13 protein-coding genes are annotated in these 21,964 nt (G+C 71.9%); 5 read left to right on the top strand and 8 right to left on the bottom strand.

Annotation, left to right across the window (positions count from 1 at the left end):
• Window positions 1-234: 234 nt before the first annotated feature.
• Window positions 235-3,189, bottom strand: coding sequence for a UPF0182 family membrane protein (locus tag ASF96_RS12035; protein WP_082509628.1), 2,955 nt, complete (start codon window positions 3,187-3,189; stop codon window positions 235-237).
• 43 nt (window positions 3,190-3,232) lie between these two features.
• On the bottom strand, window positions 3,233-4,360 hold the full coding sequence (locus ASF96_RS12030) for a YlbL family protein (protein ID WP_055939654.1): 1,128 nt from the start codon (window positions 4,358-4,360) through the stop codon (window positions 3,233-3,235).
• Window positions 4,361-4,546: 186 nt separating this feature from the next.
• Here ASF96_RS12030 and ASF96_RS12025 point away from each other — a divergent pair, with 186 nt between their 5' ends.
• Complete coding sequence (locus tag ASF96_RS12025; RefSeq protein ID WP_055940018.1) at window positions 4,547-5,983, top strand: zinc-dependent metalloprotease; 1,437 nt, start codon at window positions 4,547-4,549, stop codon at window positions 5,981-5,983.
• A gap of 789 nt (window positions 5,984-6,772) precedes the next feature.
• Here ASF96_RS12025 and ASF96_RS12020 read toward each other — a convergent pair.
• Together ASF96_RS12020 and nudC are read right to left on the bottom strand one after the other, a co-directional pair.
• Window positions 6,773-8,524: an ATP-dependent helicase gene (locus ASF96_RS12020; RefSeq protein ID WP_055939653.1), complete on the bottom strand. Its 1,752-nt coding sequence runs from the start codon at window positions 8,522-8,524 to the stop codon at window positions 6,773-6,775.
• Window positions 8,521-9,447, bottom strand: coding sequence for an NAD(+) diphosphatase (gene nudC / locus ASF96_RS12015; protein ID WP_082509626.1), 927 nt, complete (start codon window positions 9,445-9,447; stop codon window positions 8,521-8,523). Before nudC ends, ASF96_RS12020 begins: the two co-directional genes overlap by 4 nt.
• 63 nt (window positions 9,448-9,510) lie before the next feature.
• Here nudC and ASF96_RS12010 point away from each other — a divergent pair, with 63 nt between their 5' ends.
• Window positions 9,511-10,995: a phosphotransferase gene (locus tag ASF96_RS12010; RefSeq protein WP_055939651.1), complete on the top strand. Its 1,485-nt coding sequence runs from the start codon at window positions 9,511-9,513 to the stop codon at window positions 10,993-10,995.
• 215 nt (window positions 10,996-11,210) lie between these two features.
• Here ASF96_RS12010 and ASF96_RS12005 read toward each other — a convergent pair whose 3' ends face one another.
• Together ASF96_RS12005 and ASF96_RS12000 are read right to left on the bottom strand one after the other, a co-directional pair.
• Window positions 11,211-14,498 (bottom strand): ATP-dependent DNA helicase, encoded by a 3,288-nt coding sequence (locus ASF96_RS12005; protein WP_055940013.1) that lies wholly within the window; start codon window positions 14,496-14,498, stop codon window positions 11,211-11,213.
• Window positions 14,495-17,680 (bottom strand): ATP-dependent helicase, encoded by a 3,186-nt coding sequence (locus ASF96_RS12000; RefSeq protein WP_082509625.1) that lies wholly within the window; start codon window positions 17,678-17,680, stop codon window positions 14,495-14,497. Before ASF96_RS12000 ends, ASF96_RS12005 begins: the two co-directional genes overlap by 4 nt.
• Window positions 17,681-17,939: 259 nt before the next feature.
• On the opposite strand from ASF96_RS12000, the gene ASF96_RS11995 reads away from it, so the two are divergent.
• Together ASF96_RS11995 and ASF96_RS11990 are read left to right on the top strand one after the other, a co-directional pair.
• The gene (locus ASF96_RS11995; RefSeq protein ID WP_055939649.1) at window positions 17,940-18,164 is read left to right on the top strand and encodes a DUF3107 domain-containing protein; all 225 of its coding nucleotides are present in this window, start codon (window positions 17,940-17,942) and stop codon (window positions 18,162-18,164) included.
• An 11-nt stretch (window positions 18,165-18,175) separates the two neighbouring features.
• Window positions 18,176-18,463, top strand: a complete 288-nt coding sequence (locus ASF96_RS11990) for a hypothetical protein (RefSeq protein ID WP_055836266.1) — start codon at window positions 18,176-18,178, stop codon at window positions 18,461-18,463.
• Window positions 18,464-18,533: 70 nt separating this feature from the next.
• On the opposite strand, the gene ASF96_RS11985 is transcribed toward ASF96_RS11990, so the two are convergent.
• A complete protein-coding gene (locus ASF96_RS11985) occupies window positions 18,534-19,250 on the bottom strand; it encodes a ferritin-like fold-containing protein (protein WP_055939647.1) in 717 nt (238 codons plus the stop codon).
• A gap of 148 nt (window positions 19,251-19,398) precedes the next feature.
• Between ASF96_RS11985 and ASF96_RS11980 the strand changes: the two genes are divergently transcribed.
• Window positions 19,399-20,841, top strand: a complete 1,443-nt coding sequence (locus tag ASF96_RS11980) for a DEAD/DEAH box helicase (protein ID WP_055836260.1) — start codon at window positions 19,399-19,401, stop codon at window positions 20,839-20,841.
• Between the two features lie 229 nt (window positions 20,842-21,070).
• Here the strand turns inward: ASF96_RS11980 and ASF96_RS11975 are convergent, their stop codons facing one another.
• Window positions 21,071-21,931 carry a PHP domain-containing protein gene (locus tag ASF96_RS11975; RefSeq protein WP_055939645.1) on the bottom strand — a complete coding sequence of 287 codons (861 nt, stop codon included), beginning with the start codon at window positions 21,929-21,931 and terminating at the stop codon, window positions 21,071-21,073.
• Between the last annotated feature and the right edge of the window lie 33 nt (window positions 21,932-21,964).

Raw genomic sequence — 21,964 nt, 5'->3', positions numbered from 1 at the left:
GTGGACACTCAACAGGGTGGGCGCCGCGGTGAGCGCGGCACGGTGAGCGCGGCGTCGCGGCCGTCACCGCACATGGACGGGCCCGGGATGCCACCACCCCACCGTCGAGTGTCCAAGAAACGCCGTCCCGGGCCGGGGCGACACGGCGTGTCTTGGACACTCAACGGGGATGCGCGGCGGGAACGACGACGCCGGCGCCCCGCGTGAGCGGAGCGCCGGCGTCGGTGAGCGGAATCAGCCCGCGGGGGTGGCCTCGGGGGTCGGGGTCGCCGACGGGTCGAGCGACACCGTGCCGCCCTGGCCTTCGCTCTCGAGGTCGAGCAGGCGCTGGACGGCCGCGGTGAGGCGGGCGTCCTGCGTCGCGAAGGCCGCGAGGTCTCCGCTCGTCAACGCCGACTGACGCGCTTCGAGGGCGCTGCGTGCCTCGGCCAGCGCGGCCGCGTAGTCGCCGGCCGGGACCGTCGGGGTGCCCCCGGTGTTCCCGGTGCCGTCGCCCTGGTCGGTCGGGGTGACCGTTTCGTCGCCGGTGTTGGCTCCGGAGTCACCGCCGAACAGGGTGTCGAGCGCTTCGCTCAGGGTGTTCTCGAACGCGATCTTGTTACCGAACGCCACGAGGACTCGCCGCAGCTGCGGGAGCTTGGTGTCACCCGACGACTGCACGAACACGGGCTGCACGTAGAGCAGACCGCCACCGACCGGGAGGGTCAGCAGGTTGCCGTTGAGCACCTGCGACTGTCCCTGTTTCAGGATGTTGATCTGCGACGACACGTTGGTGTCGGAGTCGAACGTGTTCTGCACCTGTCCGGGTCCGGGCACCGTGGTCGACGAATCGATCACCAGCATGCGCAATCGGCCGTAGTCCTCGCGCTTCGTGCCCTTCTGATCGCCCGCGTTCGAGTCGACGGCGAGGTAGCCCGTCAACACGTTTCGAGCCTGCCCGCCCTGCGAGGCCGGGATGAAGCTCGTGAACATCGAGTACGACGGGTCGTCCTGGCTCGGCATCTTCATCGTCAGGTAGTACGGCGGCTGGAAGGCGGCCGGGTCCTGCGGGTCGTTCGGCGTCGTCCACCGGTTGTCCTGCTGGAAGAAGGAGCGCGCGTCGTCGACGTGGTAGACGCCGAGCATCGAGCGCTGCACCTTCATGAGGTCGGTGGGATACCGCACGTGGCTCATGAGATCGGCGGACATGTCGGTCCACGGCTTGATCGTCGTGGGGTAGATGTTCTGCCACGCCTTGAGCAGCGGGTCCTCGTCGTCCCAGGCGTAGAGGCTCACGGAACCGTCGTAGGCGTCGACCGTGGCCTTCACCGAGTTGCGGATGTAGTTGATGTCATCCAGCGCGTAGGTGGGGGCCGGGTTGTTCGAGTCGGCGATGGCCTGCGACAGCGACACGCCCGACGAGTAGGGGTAGTTCGCGCTCGTGGTGTAGCCGTCGATGACCCACTTGATGCGTCCGTCGACGACCGTGGGGTAAGGGTCGCTGTCGAGGGTCAGGTAGGGCGCGAGCTTCTGCACGCGCTCCTTCGGGTTGCGGTCGTACAGGATCTGCGACTCGGAGTTGACGTAGTCCGAGAACAGGATCTGCTCGGACTGGAACTTCAGCGCGTAGATGAGCCGGTTGAACACGTTGCCGACGCTCGGTCCGCCGTCGCCGGCGAAGGTCGTGCGGGTCTCGCTGCCCCCGTCGGCACCCAGCGGGTAGTCGAGCTCGATCTGCTCACCGCCCTCTTCTCCACCCACGATCGAGTACGCCGGCGACTGCTCGCCGAAGTACACGCGCGGCTCGTACTTGAGGTCGGTGAGGAAACCGGTGCCGGGGATGGCCTGCTCGAGGAAGACCGGGTCGCCGTCGGCGGTGCGCTCGTTGCCCGCCGCCGCCACCATGCCGTAGCCGTGGGTGTAGACGAGGGTCGTGTTCTGCCACGACGCGGCATCGCCCAGCTGACCGATGTTCAGCTCGCGCAGCGACACGACGGTGTCCTGCGTCTGACCGTCGATCGTGTACCGGTCGACGTCGAGCGGGGTGTTGAACTGGTAGTACGCGCGGTACTGCTCGAGCTGACGCACGGTGGGGCCGATGATCGCGGGGTCCATGATGCGCAGCTGCGCGGTGGACTCGGCGTCGTTGCGCAGCTGACCGGCCTGGGCCTGCGTCTCGGCCTGGAAGTCCTCTTTCTCGACACCGTCGATGCCGTACGCGGCCTTCGTCCCGTCGAGGTTGCGTTGGTAGTACTGGCTCTCGAGGGCGAGCTCGTTCGGGCGCACCTGGAAGGTGTTCACCGCCCACGGGATCGCGGCACCGACGACGATCGCCGAGACGACCAGCAGCGCGGTGGCGATGAGCGGGTAGCGCCAGCGGCCGATGAAAGCCGTGACGAAGAACGCCGCCGCGACGATGACCGCCGCGATCGCCAGGATCGTCTGTCCGGGGATGACGGCGTTAGCACCGACGTAGCCCGGTCCGGTGATGCGCTCCGACGGCTCGACGAGCGTGCGGAAGCGGTCGAGCCAGAGGCTCGCACCCTGCAGCAGCAGGTAGACACCGGCGAGGATCGCGAGCTGGATGCGCGCGGCCTTCGAGATGCGCAGTTCGCGCTGACCGACCCGCACCGAGCCGTAGAGGTACGACACCACGGCGGTGAGCAGCAGGCTGACGAGCACGACGGCCGAGGCGAAGCCGAGCGCGGCCGCGTAGAACGGCATCCCGAACAGGTAGAAGCCCGTGTCGAGGCCGAACTGGGGGTCGGTGACCGAGGTGGCGACCCCGTTGAACCACAGCCAGGTGGTCTCCCACTGGGCGGATGCCGCGAACCCGGCGAAGAAGCCGAAGAAGATCGGGATGCCCCACATCGCCAGGCGGCGCAGCGGCTCGACGACCTCCTGGTAGCGGTCGAGCTGCGAGCTCAGACGCGCGTAGACGGGGCGGAGTCGGTAAGCGAGCTGGATGACGCCCCACACCGGCACCGCCATCGCGAGGAAGCCCACGACGAACATCACGGTGCGCGCGATCCACTGGGTGGTCAGCACCTCCGTGAAGCCGAGCTGGGCGAACCACAGCCAATCGGAGTACAGGTTCGCGAAGACGAAGAAGGCGACGAGGAGAGCTGCGATCACCGCCAGGGTGATCGAGATGATCCGTCGTGAGCGGTTCGGGGGCGTGGCCTGGTTCGGCGCTGAGGTCGTGGTCACTCCCCCATCCTAGGCGCGCCCTTCTCGGGGTACGCCGTGAATGCTACGATCCCGAACCACACGTCGGGAGGGCGTCGAGATCGCCTCCGTCGCGGATCGTCTGGAGCACCGTGAGCGACTCCTGGAGCGTCGAGGTGGAGAACACCCGGATGCCGTCGGGCACGTGGCCGACGACCTCGTTGCAGTTCGCCGCGGGTGCGAGGAACCAGGTGGCCCCGGCATCCCGTGCTCCGTAGAGCTTCTGCCGGATGCCGCCGATGGGGCCCACGTTGCCGTCGGCGTCGATCGTGCCGGTGCCGGCGATGTGCTGTCCGCCCGTGAGGTCGCCCGGGGACATCTTGTCGATGATGCCGAGGGCGAACATCATGCCGGCGCTCGGGCCGCCCACGTCGTTCAGCTGGATCTTGACGTCGACGGGGAGGTCGAACGAGAGCATGAGGCCGACGCCCAGCAGGTACTGCTGCTGACCGTTGACGTCGGTCTGGCGCGGGGTGATCTCGACCGTCCCGGCTGCGCCGTCGCGCTCGTAGCCGATCGTCACCGGCGCACCGGCGGCTGCCTGCACCGCCGCGCGCACGGCGTCGACGTTCGGCGCCGTGACGCCGTCGACCGTGGTGAGGACGTCGTTCTGCTGCAGCAGGCCGGCCGCCGCACCCGAGTCATCGACCGTCGCGACGGCGATCTGCTGCGGCACGTCGTAGCCCAGCGCCCGCAGCGCCGCGGCCGAGGACTCGACCTGCGAGTCGGTCATGAGGGCGGCGTTCTCGGTGTTGCGCTGCTCGGTCGTCTGCCCGGCGGGGAAGATGCGGTCGATCGGCACCACGGCGCGCGAGCGGTCGAACCAGGCCAGCGCGAGCTCGATCCACGACGGTGTGCGCTCGCGGTTGCCGCTGACCTGCACGGTGAGCAGGTCGAGCTGACCGGTGGAGGTGTCGTCGTCCTCGTCGGGCACGCTGATCAGCGGCACCTCCTCGCCCTCGGCGTTGGTCGAGGTGCCGAGGGTGTCGAACACGGGGCCGGGCTGCTGGATGACGTACGCCGACGGCAGGAAGGTCATCACGAACAGCAGGATCACGGCGATCGCGAGCGACCACAGGCCCGCGACGGTGCTGCGCCGCCACCGCTGCGGCGATGCGGGCACGACGGAGGCGTTGTCGTCGAACAGGGTCACGGTCTCAATCCTTTGCCGGGTCGTTCGCGCGCGGCGTAAGCGGCGAGGAGCCGTGCCGGGGGAAGCGGGGAAGCGTGCGACTAGCGTAGGTCGTGATCCCGATGACCCGGCTGAAAGGCGGCTGAAGTGGCAGACGACGACCGAGGCGCCGACGACCGGAGCCCCGAAGAAGAGTTCCAGGAACTCATGCGTCGCCTCATGTCGGGCGACACCAGCGGCATCGACCCCGAGCAGTTGTCGCGCCTGTCGGGCATGCAGATCGACCCGGCCATGCTGCAGCAGGTGATGAACCAACTGCAGGGCGCTTTCGCCGGCACGCAGGAGGGCGTCGACTGGAGCCTCGCCGAACGCCAGGCCCTGCACATCGCCAATCAGGACGGCCTCGGCGTGTCGACGGGTCAGCGCACCGACATCGACCAGGCGTTCACGCTCGCCGGTCTCTGGCTCGGCGAAGCGACGACCATCTCGGACCTTCCGCGTCCCCCGCGCGTGGTCACCCGCGGCGCCTGGGTGAGCGCGACCCTGCCCCTCTGGCAGGAGCTCGCCGAACCCGTCGCGACCAGCATCGCCGACGCGTTGACCGAGGCCCTCGGCCAGCAAGCGCCCGACGACATGCAAGAGATGATCGCGGGCGCCGGGCGGCTCATGCGCACGGTCGGCGGTTCGCTCTTCGCCACCCAGCTCGGGCACGTCGTCGGTCGCCTGTCGACCGAGGTCGTCGGCGGCGGCGATGTCGGCATCCCGGTCATGCCCGAGGGCGACGCGGCGATCCTGCCGCAGAACTTCGCGGACTTCGGTCGCGATCTCGAGATCCCCGACGACCAGCTCGCGCTGTACCTCGCCACGCGCGAGCTCGCGCACGCCCGCCTCTTCCGGCACGCCCGGTGGCTGCGGCTGCACGTCATCGCGCAGGTGCGCGACTTCGCCCACGGCATCCGCGTCGACACCGACGCCCTCGAAGACCTCGCCTCGCGCTTCGATCCGTCGCAGCCCGAAGAGCTGCGCGGCGCGCTCGAGAGCGGCGCGCTGCTGCCGGCGCGTTCCGAGGAGCAGACGGCGGCGTTGACGCGTCTCGAGAACCTCCTGGCGACGATCGAGGGCTGGGTCGACGTCGTCACCGAAGACGCCACCTCGCGCCTCCCGTCGGCCGCGCGCATCGCCGAGGCCGTGCGTCGACGCCGTGCCGTGGGCGGGCCCGCCGAGCAGGCGCTCGGTTCGCTCGTCGGCCTCGAGCTGCGTCCGCGTCGCATGCGCGAGGCCGCCGCGATGTGGCGCTCCGTCACCGACGCCGTGGGTGTCGCCGGACGCGACGCACTGTGGGACTACCCCGACCTCATGCCGTCGGCCGACGACATCGACGACCCCGCCGCCCTCATCGCCCGTCTGACCGCCGCATCACGGGGCGAAGCGGCTCCCTCGGATGCCATGGACGACGCCCTCGCCCAGCTCATCGCCGAAGAGACCAGTGGCGACGGTCGCGACGGCGCGCCGGATGCCGATTCCTCGGCGGACGAGGCCCTCCCCGGCGACGTGCTCCCGGGCGACGTGCTCCCCGACGACGCGCGACGCGACGACGACCGGCGCGACGACGACGGCACCCCGGGCGACCAGCGCCCCGTCTGATCGGTCGGCTCGGGTCGGCCGTCGCGCCGACCCGGGCATCGGTTCCCCGTCCCGTCCTCCCCACGCGCAATCCGGCGAGGATGGCTGGGGATAACGGCATCCGGGGTCAACCCCTGCGTCATGCTCGGGCGATGATCAGACTCGACCCCTCCGCTCCCCCGCTCTGGCGCCCCGACGGCAGCGTGCAGTTCGGCGCTCCGGCGATCGCGCGCATCCCCCGCGCCGACGCCTGGGTCGACGCCTGCGTCGCCGCCCTCGAAGAGGGCACGACGGCCCCGGCCCTGCGCGCCCTGACGCGTGTGCACGGCGGAACCGATCGCGATGCCGACGCCCTGCTCGCGCAGGTCTCGCCGGCGTTGCGCCGCGCTGGGCGTCACGCGCCGTTCGTGCTCCAGGCCGGCGACGACCTGTCCGCACGGGCGGTGCAGGCGGTGCTCGCGGCGCTCCCGCCCCGCACGCGCCTGATCGCCTGGGCGGGGCGCGTGACCGAGTCCGTCCCCCGGGGGACGCGGGTCGTCGTGCTCGCGTCGCACCGTGTCGATCCCCGCCGCGCGGCGATGTACGTGCGCGACGACGTCGTGCATCTGCCGCTCGCGCTCGACGGTGCGAGCGCCACCGTCGGCCCCGTCGTCTCCCCCGGGCGCACCGCGTGCCTCGCGTGCCTCGACGCGGTGACCCGCCACCACGACGAGCAATGGCCGACGCTCGCCGCGCAGTTGCTCGCGCGGCCCAGACCCGACGTCGACGCGGCGCTGGCTGCCGAGGCCGGACGCGCGGCGCGCTCGCTACTCAGCTCGCCGATCGCCGAGACGACACGGTCGGTGCGGCTGCGCGTCGATTCGTTCCGGCGGGTCTGGCAGCTGCATCGACCGAGTGCAGACTGCCACTGCCGATCTCTCGAAGGAACCTCGACGGCGAGCGTTCCATCCGGCCGCGTCCCCGTGCCCAGCTGACCGAGAGCGTGCGCGCGGCACGGGTGACCCCGACGTAGGCGAGTCGACGTTCTTCGTCGACGGCCTCGAAGGTCTTCGCGTACGAGATCGGCAGCAGGCCCTCGCTCACCCCCACGAGGTAGACGTGATCCCATTCCAGACCCTTGGCCGCGTGCAGCGTCGCCAGCGTCACCGTGCGCGTCGTCGGCTCGTGCTGGTCACGCGCGCGCGCCTGCAGGTCGTCGGTGAACGCACGGAGGTCCATATCGTCCGGGGCCTCTTCGGCCAGGCGCAGCAGCGCCGCCCGTGCCTCCCACGCTTCGCGGAGGGCGCCCCCGGCCTCGGGGGGATCGTCGGTGAGCCCCATGCCGCGCAGAACGTCACGGACCGTGGCGTGGAAGCCCGTCTCCAGCGGCGCCACCGACGCCGCGCGCAGGGCCATGAGCGCCTGCCGCACCTCGGGGAGGTCGAAGAACTTGCGCCCGCCCAGGACGGATGCCGCCACCCCCACCGCCGACAGCGCCGACAGCAGCGCCGCCGACTGCGCGTGCGAGCGGTACAGCACGGCGATGTCGTGCGGATCGACGCCTCGCTTCATCGAATCGGCGATGGATCGGGCCACGGCCGTGGCCTCGGCTTCGTCATCGTCGAACCCGCGGACGGTGGGGACGACCGCCTCGTCGTCGCGGGCGGCGACCAGTTCGAGAGCGCCCGCGCGGCCGCGCATGAGGTCGTTCGCGACGGCCAGCACCGGCGCACTGGAGCGATAGTTGCGTTCCAGGCGCACCACGCGCGCGTCGTCGTGGGTCCGCTCGAAGTCGAGCAGGTAGCGGGCATCGGCCCCGGTGAACGAATACACCGTCTGACTGGCATCGCCGACGACGCACAGGTCGCGGCGGTCGCCCAGCCACAGCTCGAGCAGGCGGTTCTGCAGGGGCGAGACGTCCTGATACTCGTCGACGGTGAAGTGCCGGTACTGCTCGCGGACGGCGGCGGCCACCCGCGGCTCCGCCTCGATCATGCCCGCGCAGGTGAGCAGCACGTCTTCGAAGTCCATCTGACGCCGCTCGTCCTTGAGCTTCTCGTACGCCCGCTGCAACGCGACCACCTGATCGACCCCGAGTCGACCGACCCCGTCGGGGCGCTCCGCGGCGTACTGCTCGACCGAGCGCAAGGTCACTTTGCGCCACTCGATCGAGGCGGCCACATCCCGCAGGGTCGCCGTGTCGGGCGCCAGCCCCACCCCGTCGGCCGCGTGCGCGAGCATGCGCACCTTGTTGTCGATGATCGAGGGTGCCTGGTCGCCCGCGAGGGTGGGCCAGAAGAAGTTCACCTGAGCCAACGCCGCGGCGTGGAACGTCCGCGCCGAGACGCCCGTCACCCCGAGCGCCCGCAGCCGCCCCCGCATCTCGCCCGCCGCCTTCGAGGTGAAGGTGACCGCCATGACCCGCTGAGGCGAGTAGGCGCCCGTGTCGACGCCGTGCGCGATACGCCGGGTGATGACGCGGGTCTTGCCGGTCCCCGCGCCCGCGAGGACGCACACCGGTCCGCGCAGCGCGCGCGCCGCCTCCAGCTGGTGCTCGTCGAGTCCGTCGAGGGGGCCGGTCACGCGTCGCCCCGAACCCAGCCGTCGATCAGACGCCGGGCGATGGAGGCGGGTCCGGGCAGCTGCACCGATCCCTCGCCGCGCAGGGCGGCGGCGATCTCGCCGCGATCGAACCAGCGCACCTCGACGATCTCGTCGCCGTCGGGTCGGGCCTCGTCGACGTCGACGGCCCGGGCCCGGAAGCCCAGCATGAGCGACCGCGGATACGGCCAGGCCTGGGAGCCGCGATACGCGATGTCGCGCAGGCGCACACCCGATTCCTCGGTGACCTCGCGCTCCACCGTCTCTTCGAGCGACTCCCCCGCCTCGCCGAAGCCCGCGAAGCACGAATACCGGTCCCCACCCCAGGCCGCGTTCGCGCCGAGCAGCACGCGGTCGTCGTTCTCGCCGCCGGTGACCAGCACGATCACCGCCGGGTCAGTGCGGGGGAAGTGCTGGCGGCCGCACGAGGGGCAGTGGCGCGACCATCCGGCCTGTCCGAGCAGGGTGCGGGCGCCGCAGGCCGGGCAGAACGGCGCATCGCGCAGCCAGCCGGCCAGAGCCACGGCCGTCGTGAGCACCTCGGCCTCGGCGGCGGGCAGATCGCCTCCCCCGCTGCGCAGCGCCATCCATGCGGCGTCCGGGATGCCGTCGAGCTCGGCGTCGTCGGCGAGCACGGCCAGGAGCACCCCCGCACCGTCGGCCGTCCTGCCCAGGAACGCCCACTCGAGCGCGTCGACGATTTCGGGCACGCTCACCAGTCGCAGGTGAGCGTCGGCGACGGGCGCCGCATCACGTCGGACGGCCAGCACGCGCGTATCGGCCGCCTCACGGAGGGAGTCGAGCAGATCGACGCGATCCCGCTCGATCGCCGATCGGTCGAAGGCCGAGTCGATCGGGTGGTCGTGCGACGTGTGATCGTACGGCGAAGACGCGGGAAGCGGCATCGAACACCTCTCTCAAGGGCGTGGCGCGGGCGGGTGGGCGAGGGCCCGACCTACCCTGGGGGCATGGCACGCTCGCCCCTCATTTTAGCCGCGTCGGCGACGGCGGCACTGCCGCGCACCGCCATCACCCGCGTCAGCATCCTGACCGAGAACGCCGGCGGGAGGTTCGACACCGCCCTGGCGCGTACCGACGACGGACGGGAGCTCGTCGTGCGTATGCCGGCCGGCGACGACGACGGCGCCGACCTCGCCGCCGAGGCGCGCGCGCTTCACGCGCTCACCCCTGGTGTGCGTGCCCTGCTGCCTTTCGCGGTCCCCGAGGTCGCCGGCGAGAGCGGATCCGGCGCCCAGCGCGTGCTCGTGGTCGGGCACATCGACGGCTATCGCATCGACCCCGCGCACCTGCCCAAGGGCCCGGGGTACGCACCGGCGATCGGCGCTGCCCTGGCCGCCGTGCACGCCCTGCCCGTGTCGATCGTGCGCACCGACGGCCTGCCCGTGCGCTCCGCCGATCAGACGCGCGACGACGTCCGGCGCCTCCTCGACCGCGCCGATGCCACCGGCCGGGTCAGCGACGGCCTCATGCTGCGCTGGCGCCGCGCTCTCGAGGTCGACGACCTCTGGCGGTTCGAAGCGGCGGTCGTGCTCGGCGGCGCGACGAGCTCGTCGATCCTGCTCACCGACGACGACGACGGCGTGCCGCATGTCGTCGGCCTGCTGGACTGGGCGGGATTGAGCGTGGGCGACCCCGCGGTCGACCTGCGCTGGCTCGCCTCGGCCCCGCTGGCCACCGATGACGTCTACGCCGGTTACGCCTCCGGTGCGGAGCGCTCCCCCGACCCCCTGCTGCGCGAACGCGCGCGCCTGTACGCCGAACTGGAGTTCGCGCGCTGGCTCGTGCACGGCCACGACGCGGGGGAAGCCGACGTCGTCGCCGACGCCGTCGCCCTTCTCGACGCCCTCGCCGAGGGTGTGCGCGGAGACCACATCGTCCCCGACTCGCGCAGCGACATCGACGACGCCCTCGCCCTGGTCGAGAGCGTGCCCCCCATGTCGGCGCCCGGGTCGGTCGACACCTCGATGCAGACCGACGCCTACGACCCCGAGGCGCTCTCGCTCTACCTCTCGGCCGAACGCGATCGGGCCGCGGCGGCCGAGGCCCTCGCCGACGCACTCGCCGCCGACCAGGATCCGGATGCCGAGACGGGGGCCCTCTCGTTCACCCCGCCCGCCCCGAGCTCGACGGACGAGTTCTCCTCACCCGAGCCCGGCGCGACCGAGCCGATCGATCTCGACGGGTGGACCGGGACGCCCGGCACCGCGCCCGGACAGGCGCACGCGGGAGCCGACGAGCAGGCGAACGTCTCACCCGCCGCCGCACACGGCGACGGCGCGCTCCCCGGCTGGGCTCGGCACGACGAGCCGGCGCTGCGGGGCGGTGGCGTCGACACCGACCATGACGACACCGACCACGATGATGAGGAAGACGCTGCGCGCGCCAGCCGTGCGGCCCTCCGCCGCTGGGGGGTTTCGGGCGACGGGGCGTGACGCGCCCGCGCCCGTTTCGCGCGGCCTCAGCCGTCGCGCCGGCCCGCGCCTGCTCGGTGTAGGCGACCCGCTCGCAAGGCGCTCACCGTGATTGACCGGCCGGAGTCGAGCTCGCTGTGAGCGAGCCGCTCGCGCACTCGACACGTCCGCGCCGTAATCGATGAACGCGACCGGCCCGCGCCGCACTGTACGCGCGCCCCTTCCGCGAGGCCGCCTCAGCCGCGCAGCACCAGCTCGTCGCCGACGTAGAACAGCGCGACGTCGATACGGTCGAGGTCGATCCCGTGCTTGGCGTGATACGCCTCGCGGTAGAGCTCGAGCTGCACCATGCGCGCGGTGCGTTCGGCCTCGGTGCGCGGCGGACGACCGGTCTTCCAGTCGACGATCTCGTAGCGGTCCCCGCGCCGGTAGACGGCGTCGAGTTTGCAGATGACGACGTGTTCGCGGCCGTCGAGCCGCGTCGTGACGAAGTCGATCTCGGTCTCGACCTCGAGCGGCATCAGCGGCGCCCATTCCGACCGCTCGAAACACGCGCGCAGGCGCTCGAGTTCGGCCGCGTCGGCGGCCGATGCGCCCGCCTCGTCGTCATCCCACAGCGCGTCGTCGTCGAGGCCGGTCCCCGCGCCCACCAACCCCGATCGCTGTTCGACCCAGGCGTGGAACAGGGTGCCCAGGCGCGTCTGACGGTAGGGGCGCTCCGGGAGGGGCCGGCGGAGCGCCTCGACCGCCTCGCCGTAGTCGGCGACGAAATCCTTGAATCGAGAAGCGGGGATGCGCGTGGGCGCGGGCGTGTGGGCCGGACGCAACCGGTCGGCACGCTCGGCGAGAAGCAATGCGAGGTCGGGATCGGCATCGACCGGTCCCGACGTACGCGCGGCGTTCACCGCGGCTGCGGCAGCCGAGACGGCCGTGCGACGCGACCCGAGCGGGTCGAGCGGCCAGTGCAGCAGACGGCGCTCCCCGTCATACGGATCGTCGCCCGGATCACCGATCTCGAGGTCGATGCCGAGCGCATCGGTCGCCTCGTCGAGGAACACGCTCGGGCGGCGCGGGCGCTTCGTCCCCGACCAGCTCGATCCCGAGAGCATCAGATGGTCGCGGGCACGGGTGAAGGCCACGTAGGCGAGTCGGCGATCCTCGTCGAGTTGCCGCGCCCGGTTGTCGGCGACGAAGGCGTCGATGGCGGCCTTGAGGTCCTGCTGAGTCTCGGCACCCCGCCACCCGAACACCGGAAGCCAGGCGGAATCACCGCGGAACTCCGCGGGAAGGATGCCGAACCCCAGCCATCCCTTCGTGTCGCGTGCCAGCGAGGGGAGCTCGTCGGTGACCAGGCGCACCACCGAGACGGCATCCCACTCGAGCCCTTTCGAGCCGTGGATCGTGAGCAGTTGCACCACGTCGTCTTCGGGCGGCTCGGTGCGCGGGGCGAACTCGTCGGCCTGCTCGGCGTGATCGAGCCACGCGAGCAGGCTCGACACCGACCCCGACTCGTCGGCGGCGAGGAAACCGCGGATCTCGTCGACGAACGCGCGCAACTGCGCCGAGGCGATGCGGGCGGGGCCGCGCGATTCGTTCGCGGCGAGCTCGATGTCGAGACGCAACTCGACCTCGATCAATCGCAGGAGCTCCGGGATCGGTGCGCCGACGCTGCGCCGGAGCGCCGCGAACACGGCACCGGCGTCGCGCAGCCGCGCGCGCCCCTCGGGGGTGATCTCGGCCAGCCAACCGTGGCCGTCGGTCTGACGCGTGAGGAAGTCGAGCGCGTCGACGAGCGAGGCCCGGTCGGCCCCCGGTGTGGAGCGCAGTCGGTCGAGGACCTCGGGGGCGAGGGGCTGCAGGCCGACGTCATGCGTGGCGAGGCGTCGTGCCAACTGCGCCAGGGCGCGAAGATCGGCCAGGCCCACGGCCCACCGCGGGCCCGACAGCAATCGGATCAGCGCCGATCCGGCCTCGGGGTCGCTGATGACCCGCAGGGCCGAGACGACGTCGACCACCTCGGGGGTGGTGAGGAGCCCCCCGAGACCCAGGATGCGATGAGGGATTCCGCGGCGACCGAGTGCGTCGCCGAAGCGCACCATGTGCTTCTTGCTGCGGAAGAGGATCGCGCCCGTCGTGGGGCGTCCCTCGGCCGCGCGGGCGGCGCGGACTCCGACGAACCACGACGCGACGCGATCGGCTTCGGCGTCGAGGTCGTTCTCGAAGACCACGTCGACGACGCCTGCCGGCGCGCCGGGGCGCGGGGCGAGTTCACCCACCTCTACCGCCGCGCGCGCGGCGAGGGGGGCGAGGACCGCGTTGGCCGCCCGCAGCACCGCCGCGCTGTTGCGCCAACTCGTCAGCAGCGCGAAGTGCCGGCATCCCCCCTCCGGGGCGAAAGCGGCGGGGAATCCGCCGAGGTTGCCCGCGCTGGCGCCCCGCCAGCCGTAGATGGCCTGGTGGGGATCGCCGACGGCCATGACCCCGGTCCCGCCGAACAGCGTCGCGAGCAGGTCGGTCTGCACGACCGAGGTGTCCTGGTACTCGTCGAGGAGCACGACCCGATACCGCGTGCGGAGTTCGGCGACCACCGCCGGGTGCTCCCGGGCGATGCGCAGCGCGCCCGCCACCTGATCGGCGAAATCCATGACCCCGACGCGGGCCTTCTCGCGGTCGTAGTCCGCCGCGAGGGCGGCGAGCAGCGAGAGCGCCGACACTTTCGCCGCGGCGTCGCCCACCTCTTTGTAGACGCTCACGCGGGCCGACGTCGAGGGGCGCTCGACGATGCGCGCGAACTCGTCGGGGAACGCGGCGAGACGCTCGAGGTCGACCAGGTTGTCGACGCCGTCGCGCGCGATGCGCAGCGCGGCGTCGATCAACGTGCGCGGGGATTCCTGTCGCTCCTCGAGTCGCGGGTCGTCGGAGGCGAACACCACGCGCCGCATGAGCAACCAGGCCGCCGACTCCGACAGCACCGCCGCTTCGGCGTCGCGGCCGATGCGCACGCCGTGCTCGCGCACGATCCCGTCGGCGAAGCTGTTGTAGGTCGAGACGGTCGGCCGGTGCAGCAGCTGGTCGCCGTCGTGGGCGTCTGCGGCGTGCGCACCGACCTCGGCGGCCAGCGCGTCGAGCGCCTCGCGACGAGCGGCATCGCCGCGGGCACCGTCGAGAGGGGCCAGGTCGGCGAACACCGAGAGCCGACCGGCCTCGTGCAGGGCGGGGAGGAAGGGCAGGAGTCCGCGCGCCTCGAACTCGGCCAGTCGCTGCAACCGCCGCTGGATGCGCTCGGCGAGCTCACCCGCGGCCTTCCGGGTGAAGGTGAGTCCGAGGACCTCGTCGCGGCGGACGAGGCCGTTCGCGACGAGCCACACCACGCGTCCGGCCATCGTCTCGGTCTTGCCGCTGCCGGCTCCCGCGACCACCAGCGCCGGGGCGAGCGGGGCTTCGATCACCGAGGTCTGTTCCGACGTCGGCGGGAACTGCCCGAGGGCCGCGGCGATGACCGCCGCCGAGACGGTGCCGCTCACGAGGCGCTCACCGCCGACACCGTATGGATGCGGCACAACCCGTACGAGAACTCGTCTCGACAGTGCACCTCGTAGGGCGCGGCGAAGCTCGTGCCCCGCATCACGCCGACGGCGCGCTGCACGCGACTGACGAAGTCGGCGCGCTGAGCGTCGTCGAATGGCTTCTGCAACGGCTCGGCGTACTCTTTCGTCGCCGCCGTCGGGCGCAGCACGAGCAGCTTCGCGCCTCCCGGGGCGAGGCCGGCGACCGGCTCGATGGCACCCGACGAGAACGCCAGCTGGTACGCGGCGAGCTGCGGGTTGTCGGCGACCTTCGCGTCGGTCTGCGGTTCGTTCTTGCCCGTCTTGAGGTCGACGATCACGACCTCGCCGCTCGGCGTCAGCTCGACGCGGTCGATGTCGCCGCTGAGCACGGCGCGGTGCTCCGCGGCGTCGTCGAGGGGGATGGGCACCTCGAAGTGCCGCTCGGCGCCGATCAGCCGCCCACCCGCGTCGTCGAACCGGCGGAGGTAGGTCGCGAGCCGTCGCACCAGTTCCCGGGCGCGCGTGCGTTCCGCCCGCTCACGCCATACGGCGTCGAAGACCAACTCGCCCCAGCGCTCGTCGACCACGGCCCACAGGTCGCTCTCGGAGATGGATGCCGCGGTCTCGAGCGCCGCATGGATGATCGTGCCGATGCCCGCCGTCGTGCCGCCTCGGTCACCGCCCAGATCGGCGATGACCCAGTCGAGCTCGCACTCTTCGAGGGCGTGGAGGCGCGACGGCGAGACCCTCACGTCTTCGCGGGTGAGGTCGCGCAGCGGCGCGGTCGAAGTCGGTGCGGCGACGCCGTACCACTCGTCGGGGGCCGCACCGGCCACCCCCGCTGCCGCGAGGAGGGCGAGCTGGCCGGCGGCGTGCGCGCGATCGGCCGGCGGGACCCGGGGCACGGTGAGCGCACGCCGATGACGGGCGACGAGTCCGCGCAGCGACAGGGGGTGCTCCGGGATCGCCGCGGCGGGCTCGGGAGTGGGGAGCATCTCGAACAGCACGCTCGGACCGGTGTCGTCGTCGTCGACCGCGGTGACCACGAGCCGCGCGTTCGCTCGACTGATCGCGCGCACGAACAGTCGCAGCTCGTCGTGCATCGCGGCGCGGCGGCGGTCGAGCATGCCCGAAACGGGGAGGTCGGGCTGCTGGACCGCGTCGGCGAGACGCCACGTCCCGAGCAGACCGCCGCGCAGCCGGGTGTTGGGCCAGACACCGTCCTGCACGCCGGCCACGATCACGGTGTCGAACGCGGTGCCGGCTGCGGCGGCGGGCGTGAGCACGCGCACCGTCTCGGTCACGGCGGGCTGCTCGATGCGATCTTCGGCGACGTCGCTGTCGAGCACGGAACGCAGGAACACGGCGGCTTCTCCGTCGGGCTCGCGTTCGGTGAACCGCTTGGCCGCCTGGAAGAGGGCGACGATCGCGTCGAGATCGCGATCGGCCTGCTCGGCGAGCGGACCGTGCCCCCGCGAGGCCTCGCGCCACACCCGCGCCAGAGCACTGCGCTCCCACGCGGTCCAGAGCAGTTCGTGCGCCGTGGCCTTCGCCTGCGTCTGCGCCCGCAGGGCCGCCAGTGTCTCGCCCAGTCGAGCCGCACGTCGCCCCTCGCGGGTGTCGACGGTCTCGAGCTCGAGGGGGAAGCGCACGCCCGAGACCAGCAGCTCGCTCGCGGTGCGGGATCCTCCCGCCGACAGCTCGTCGTGGCGGAGCGCGGTGCGAAGGCGCCGGAGTTCGATGGGATCGAGGCCGCCGAAGGTTCCCAGCAGCGCATCGGTCACGGCATCGGCCGCCCACCCGTCGGGGTCACGCATGCCCAGCTCGACGAGCGCGACCAGGTCGCGCACCGGACGCTGCACCCCGAGCGCCAGACCCGGGCCGCTCGAGCGCGCCGGCACCTCGCGCGCCGCGAGCTCGGCCTCGAGCGTGGCCACTTGGCGGGAGTCGTGCGCGATGACCGCGCACTGCGACCAGGGAATCCCGTCGAGCACGTGCCGTTCGCGCAGCAGACGCGCGATCGCATCGGCCTCTTCGGCGGGAGAGCGCAGCAGGTAGGTGCGCACGGCTCCGGTGGGTGCCGCGCCGACGGGGGCGCGGCGGTGCGCCACGACGCCGGCGGCGCCGATGCGTGCCGCCACCTGCCGCACGAGGTCGATGTGTTCGGGGGTGCCGCGGTGCGGCTCCCCCAGCGCGGCCGTCGCGCCCAGCTCGCGCGCGAGCCGAGCGAAGTTCTCGGGCGTGGCGCCGCGGAAGGCGCCCGAGCCCACGTCGGGGTCACCGAAAGCGACGACACCGATGCCGAGGTCGCGGCAGGCGCGCAGCAGGTCGATGCCGCCCGCGGTGAGCTCTTGCGCGTCGTCGACGAGGACGCAGCGCAACGACGAGAACCGCCCGAGCAGATCGCGCTCCCGGCGCGCCTCACCGAGCACGGAAACGGCCTCGCGGGCCAGGTCGGCGGCGTCGCGGTGCGCTCCGCGCATCGACGCGCGCACCGCGCGGTACTCGTCGGCGAACGAGGCGAGCGAGGCCCACACCGGGAGCTCGTGCTCTTCGGCCAGACGCACGAGGGCAGCGGAGTCGAGGCCCAGGTCGGTGCACTCCGCGAGGAACGCGCGCAGATCGCCGCGAAAACCGCGCGTCGCGCGGATGGCGGTGCCGAGCCACTCCGGCCATCGTGAGACGCCCTCGGCTTCGTCGAGCGCATCTCCATCGAGCAGGTCGCGGATGATCTGGTCCTCATCGCCGCCGGTCAGCAGCTGGGGCGGTTCGGCGCCGCGACGCACCTCGGCTCCGCGCACCAGGTGGAACGCGAACGACGCCAGCGACCGCGCCAGCGCGCCCGAGGTCGCCCGTTCCACCGCGAGAGCGAGCGGATCGCGCAGCGCCGTCGCCGCCGGCCGCGTGGGGGTGAGCACGAGCAGATCGTCGGGGTCGACACCGGATGCCACGAGCACGCGCACGCGCGACAGCAGCGTCGACGTCTTGCCCGAGCCCGGGGCACCGACCACCAGACCGCTGGCCTCGGCCGGCCACTGCACGACCGCGCGCTGCGCGTCGTCGAGCCGGTCGAGGGCGATCGCCGTCGGTGATCCACCCGCGAGATCGTCGACGCGGGACACCTCGGGGGCGAGCGCGGCCTCGGCGGAGATCTGCATGGCATCCACGCTAACGGCGACCTCCGACATCAGCGGCCGCGCCAGGTCTGCTGCGAGGCGCCTCGCGGGACGACCCTCCCCGAGCAGCGGTCCGGTGCGCCCCGTCACCGCGGCGCTCGTGCGAGGGGCCGCCCGCTCCAGGACCATCGCGTTCGCCATCCGCGAAGCGGGGGCCCGCGCGGGACGCGGTGTCGGAGGGCTGCCCTAGAGTCGGAAGCACGCGCCGGGCCGACCGCGGCCCGCGGGGAAAGGACGCATCGTGGAGATCCGTATCGGCATCACCAACACCGGCCGCGAGCTGAACTTCGAGACGAACGAGAGCTCGGACGCCGTGAAGTCGGCGGTCGCCGCCGCCCTCGACAACTCCGCCAGCCACGTCACCTTCACCGATGTGAAGGGCAACTCCTACCTGGTTCCGACCGCGAACCTCGCGTTCGTCGAGTTCGGCACCGAAGAGGCCCGCCGCGTCGGTTTCGTCGCCTGAGAGAGCGCCCCGTGCAGATCCTGCTCGGTCTGATCGTGGGGGCCGTCGTGGGCCTCGCCGCCCACGTCGTGCTCCCGCATCGGCAGCTCCGCGGCGCGGCCCTCGCCCCGTTCGCGGGCGCCGCGTCGGCTGCGATCGTCTGGACCGCCCTCACGTGGGCGGGCCTGGGGATCGACTCCCCCGTGCTGTGGCTGGTCGTCGTCCTCGCTCCCGTGGCGACGACGTTCTCCCTGGTGCCGGTGATCTCGCGTGCGCGGCTGAATCGCGACGCGGCGGACCGCGCCGAGCTCGGCATCTGAGGGCGGTACCGCGCTCCTCGCCCACCCCGGTGGCGCGCACCGGCACCGCCGCCCGCCCGTGGCCCGCTTCTTACGCGGCGAGCCCCATGGCATCCATGCGCCTCGCGTGCGCGCCCATCAGACCGCTGAAGACGGGCTCGACCTTGGCCTCTTCGTCGCGATCCAGATGAGCGTTGCGCAGGGCGGCGCGAGCCACCAGCAGCGTGTCGCCCACCAGGCGTCGCCCCCACAGCGCGAGCAGCCAACGCCACTCCTCGTCGCTCTGGATCGTGGCGCCGAGGATCTCGACGATGGCCTGGCGGTCGTCGTCGGCCTGCAGAATGCGGGCGACACGTCGCCCGGTCTCTCCGTAGCTCGACGACAGGGCCAGGTAGAAGTCGTCGAGCATGCCGGCGGTGATGTGCACGGTCAGCATCGTCTCTTGCGGACGCACGCCGTGCGTGTTGCGACGGAAGGCGTCGAGCGACTCGCGGAACGGCAGCATGAGCTGGGTGGGGTCGGCGCCGCGCTCGCGGATGAGTCCCACCAGCTCCTGGTGTTTGATGAGCGCCGCTCCGGCCGCGCGTGAGAGGGACTCTTTCTCGGCGAGCTCGGGCGTCGAGGCGATCAGTTCGCTGAGCGTCTCGAAGAAGCCGAGCTGCAGGTACGCGGCCTGCCCGAGAAAGGTCTCGACCTCGGGCGCCAGCTCGGCGAAGTCGACGCGGAGGGCTTCGCCCAGGTCTCCGCGCGAGCGCAGCTGCAGAGTGCGGCCCACGGGGCGCTGACGACGACGGAACCACGCGAACACGCCTACAGCCTAGGCGTCGGGGGCCGTCGAAACACGCCGGGTAGAGTGGAACAGCCCCGGCGATGGATCGGGGCCCCGCGCCTGCGGACGAGTGAGGGCGTGGATTCGACTCCTCAGGCGGTCTCTCACCGCCGGAACAGGCACGCACATGACCACATTCTCCGATCTCGGTGTCGACCAGGACATCGTCGATGCCCTGGCATCCAAGGGCATCATCGATGCCTTCCCCATCCAGGAGCAGACGATCCCCCTCGGCCTTCCGGGGCAGGACATCATCGGCCAGGCCAAGACCGGTACCGGCAAGACGTTCGGTTTCGGCATCCCCGTCGTCCAGCGACTCGGTCTGAATCCCGAGCCCGGGGTGAAGGCGCTCATCGTCGTGCCCACCCGCGAGCTCGCCGTCCAGGTCTACGAAGACATGGACATGCTCACCAGCAACCGCCCCACCAGCGTCGTCGCGATCTACGGCGGCAAGGCCTACGAGGGCCAGATCGACCAGCTCAAAGCCGGCGCGCAGATCGTCGTCGGCACCCCCGGTCGACTGATCGACCTCGCCAACCAGCGTCTGCTCGACCTGTCGAACGCCACCGAGGTCGTGCTCGACGAGGCCGACAAGATGCTCGACCTCGGCTTCCTCGCCGACATCGAGAAGATCTTCTCGAAGGTCCCGCCCGTGCGGCACACGCAGCTGTTCTCGGCGACCATGCCCGGCCCGATCGTGGCCCTCGCGCGCCGGTTCATGTCGAACCCGATCCACATGCGCGCCAACGACCCCGACGAGGGTCTGACGCAGGCCAACATCAAGCACCTCGTCTACCGCGCGCACTCGCTCGACAAAGACGAGATCATCGCTCGGATCCTGCAGTCGGACGGTCGCGAGAAGGCGGTCATCTTCACGCGCACGAAGCGCGCCGCACAGAAGCTCGTCGACGAGCTCGGCGACCGCGGCTTCAACGCCGCCGCCGTCCACGGCGACATGAGCCAGGAGGCGCGCGAGCGCTCGATGGCCGCGTTCAAGGCCGGTAAGCGCGACGTGCTGATCGCCACCGATGTCGCCGCGCGCGGTATCGACGTCAACGACGTCACGCACGTGATCAACCACACGATCCCCGACGACGAGAAGACCTACCTGCACCGCGCGGGCCGCACCGGCCGCGCGGGCAAGACCGGCATCGCCGTGACGTTCGTCGACTGGGACGACCTGCACAAGTGGGCGCTCATCAACCGCGCGCTCGAGTTCGGCCAGCCCGAGCCGACCGAGACCTACTCGTCGAGCCCGCATCTGTTCACCGACCTCGACATCCCCGTGGGCACGAAGGGGCGTCTCGTGACCGCCCCGAAGGCCGTCGTCCCCAAGGTCGAGAAGAAGACCGAGGGCCAGGATGCCGAGGGCGAGCGCGGTCCGCGCCGTCGCCGTCGCGGTGGCGTATCGGGCGAGTCCACCGGTGAGAGCACCCCGCGCGCCGAGGGCGGTGCCGGCACGCACGACGGCGCCGGCAAGGAGCACCACGACGGCAACGCGGCCCCGCGTCGCCGCCGTCGTCGTCGCGGCAGCGGAAGCTCGGGAACCCCGACGGCCCCCGTCGCCTGACCCGCACGTCGACACGGCGCCGATCCCTCCGGGGGTCGGCGCCGTTCTCGTTTCCGGGCGCACCGGCTGCCGGGAGACGCCCGCATGCGGTGTGCGCGAGCGACGTCGCCGAGCAACGGAACGGCGAGAGCGAGGTGACGAGCGGAGGGGATGCAACGAGCGGAGGACGCTCGTCACCCCTCGCCGTCGCAGGGATGCTCGCCGCGGCCCCGCCGCCGACGACGGTTGCCTACGGGAAGACCGGTGCCGTGCCGTGGCCCAGGGCGAAGATGCGCGCGACCATGTCGTCGGCCGTCGTGTTCTCGCCTGGGACGTTGGGTTTGCCGAGGCCGTGGTAATCGCTCGATCCGGTCACGATGAGATCGTGGCGCGCGGCGAGGTCGGCGAGCAGCGCCGTGGGCTCGGGCAGGTTCTCGCGGTGGCCGAGCTCGAAGCCGGCGAGTCCCGCGTCGAGCATCGCCTGCGTCACCCCGTCGGGCAGCAGCGCGCGTCCCGCCGGGTGCGCGACGATGGGCACGCCGCCGGCACCGACCACCAGCTCCACCGCCGTCACCGGGTCGGGAGCGTAGAGGGCGACGTAGTAGTCGCCCGCGGGATGCAGGATGCCGGCGAACGCCTCGGTGCGATCGGTCACGATCCCCCGTGCGACCAGGGCGTCGGCGATGTGCGGGCGTCCCACGGTCGCCCCGTCGGCGGTCTGGGCGACGATGTCGCCCCAGGCGATGTCGTAGTCGTGGGAGATGCGTTCGGCCATGATCTGCGCGCGATCGAGGCGCGAGGAGCGGATCCGGTCGGTCATGGCGCGCAGCGCGGTGTCGTCGGGGTCGACCAGGTACGCCAGCAGGTGCACGCTGCGCCACCGGTGGCGGGCCGAGAGCTCCATGCCCGGAACGAACGTCATCCCGAGCGACGACGCCGCCTCGGCGGCCTCGGCCCAGCCCGACGTCGTGTCGTGGTCGGTGAGGGCGGCCGTACGCAGGCCGTACCGGTGCGCGGCCGCCATGACCTGGGCGGGCGGTTCGGTGCCGTCGGAGTGCGAGGAGTGCAGGTGCAGATCGCTCGGCCCCTCGAATCGACGATCATGCTGCACCCGTCGAGCGTAGCGCGCGGTCCCAGGCCCAGG

The organism is Microbacterium sp. Leaf179, assembly GCF_001423785.1.
Classification (GTDB): Bacteria; Actinomycetota; Actinomycetes; order Actinomycetales; family Microbacteriaceae; genus Microbacterium.
The sequence above is the reverse complement of the archived record's forward strand: the minus strand, read 5'-3'. Positions and strand labels throughout refer to the sequence as shown.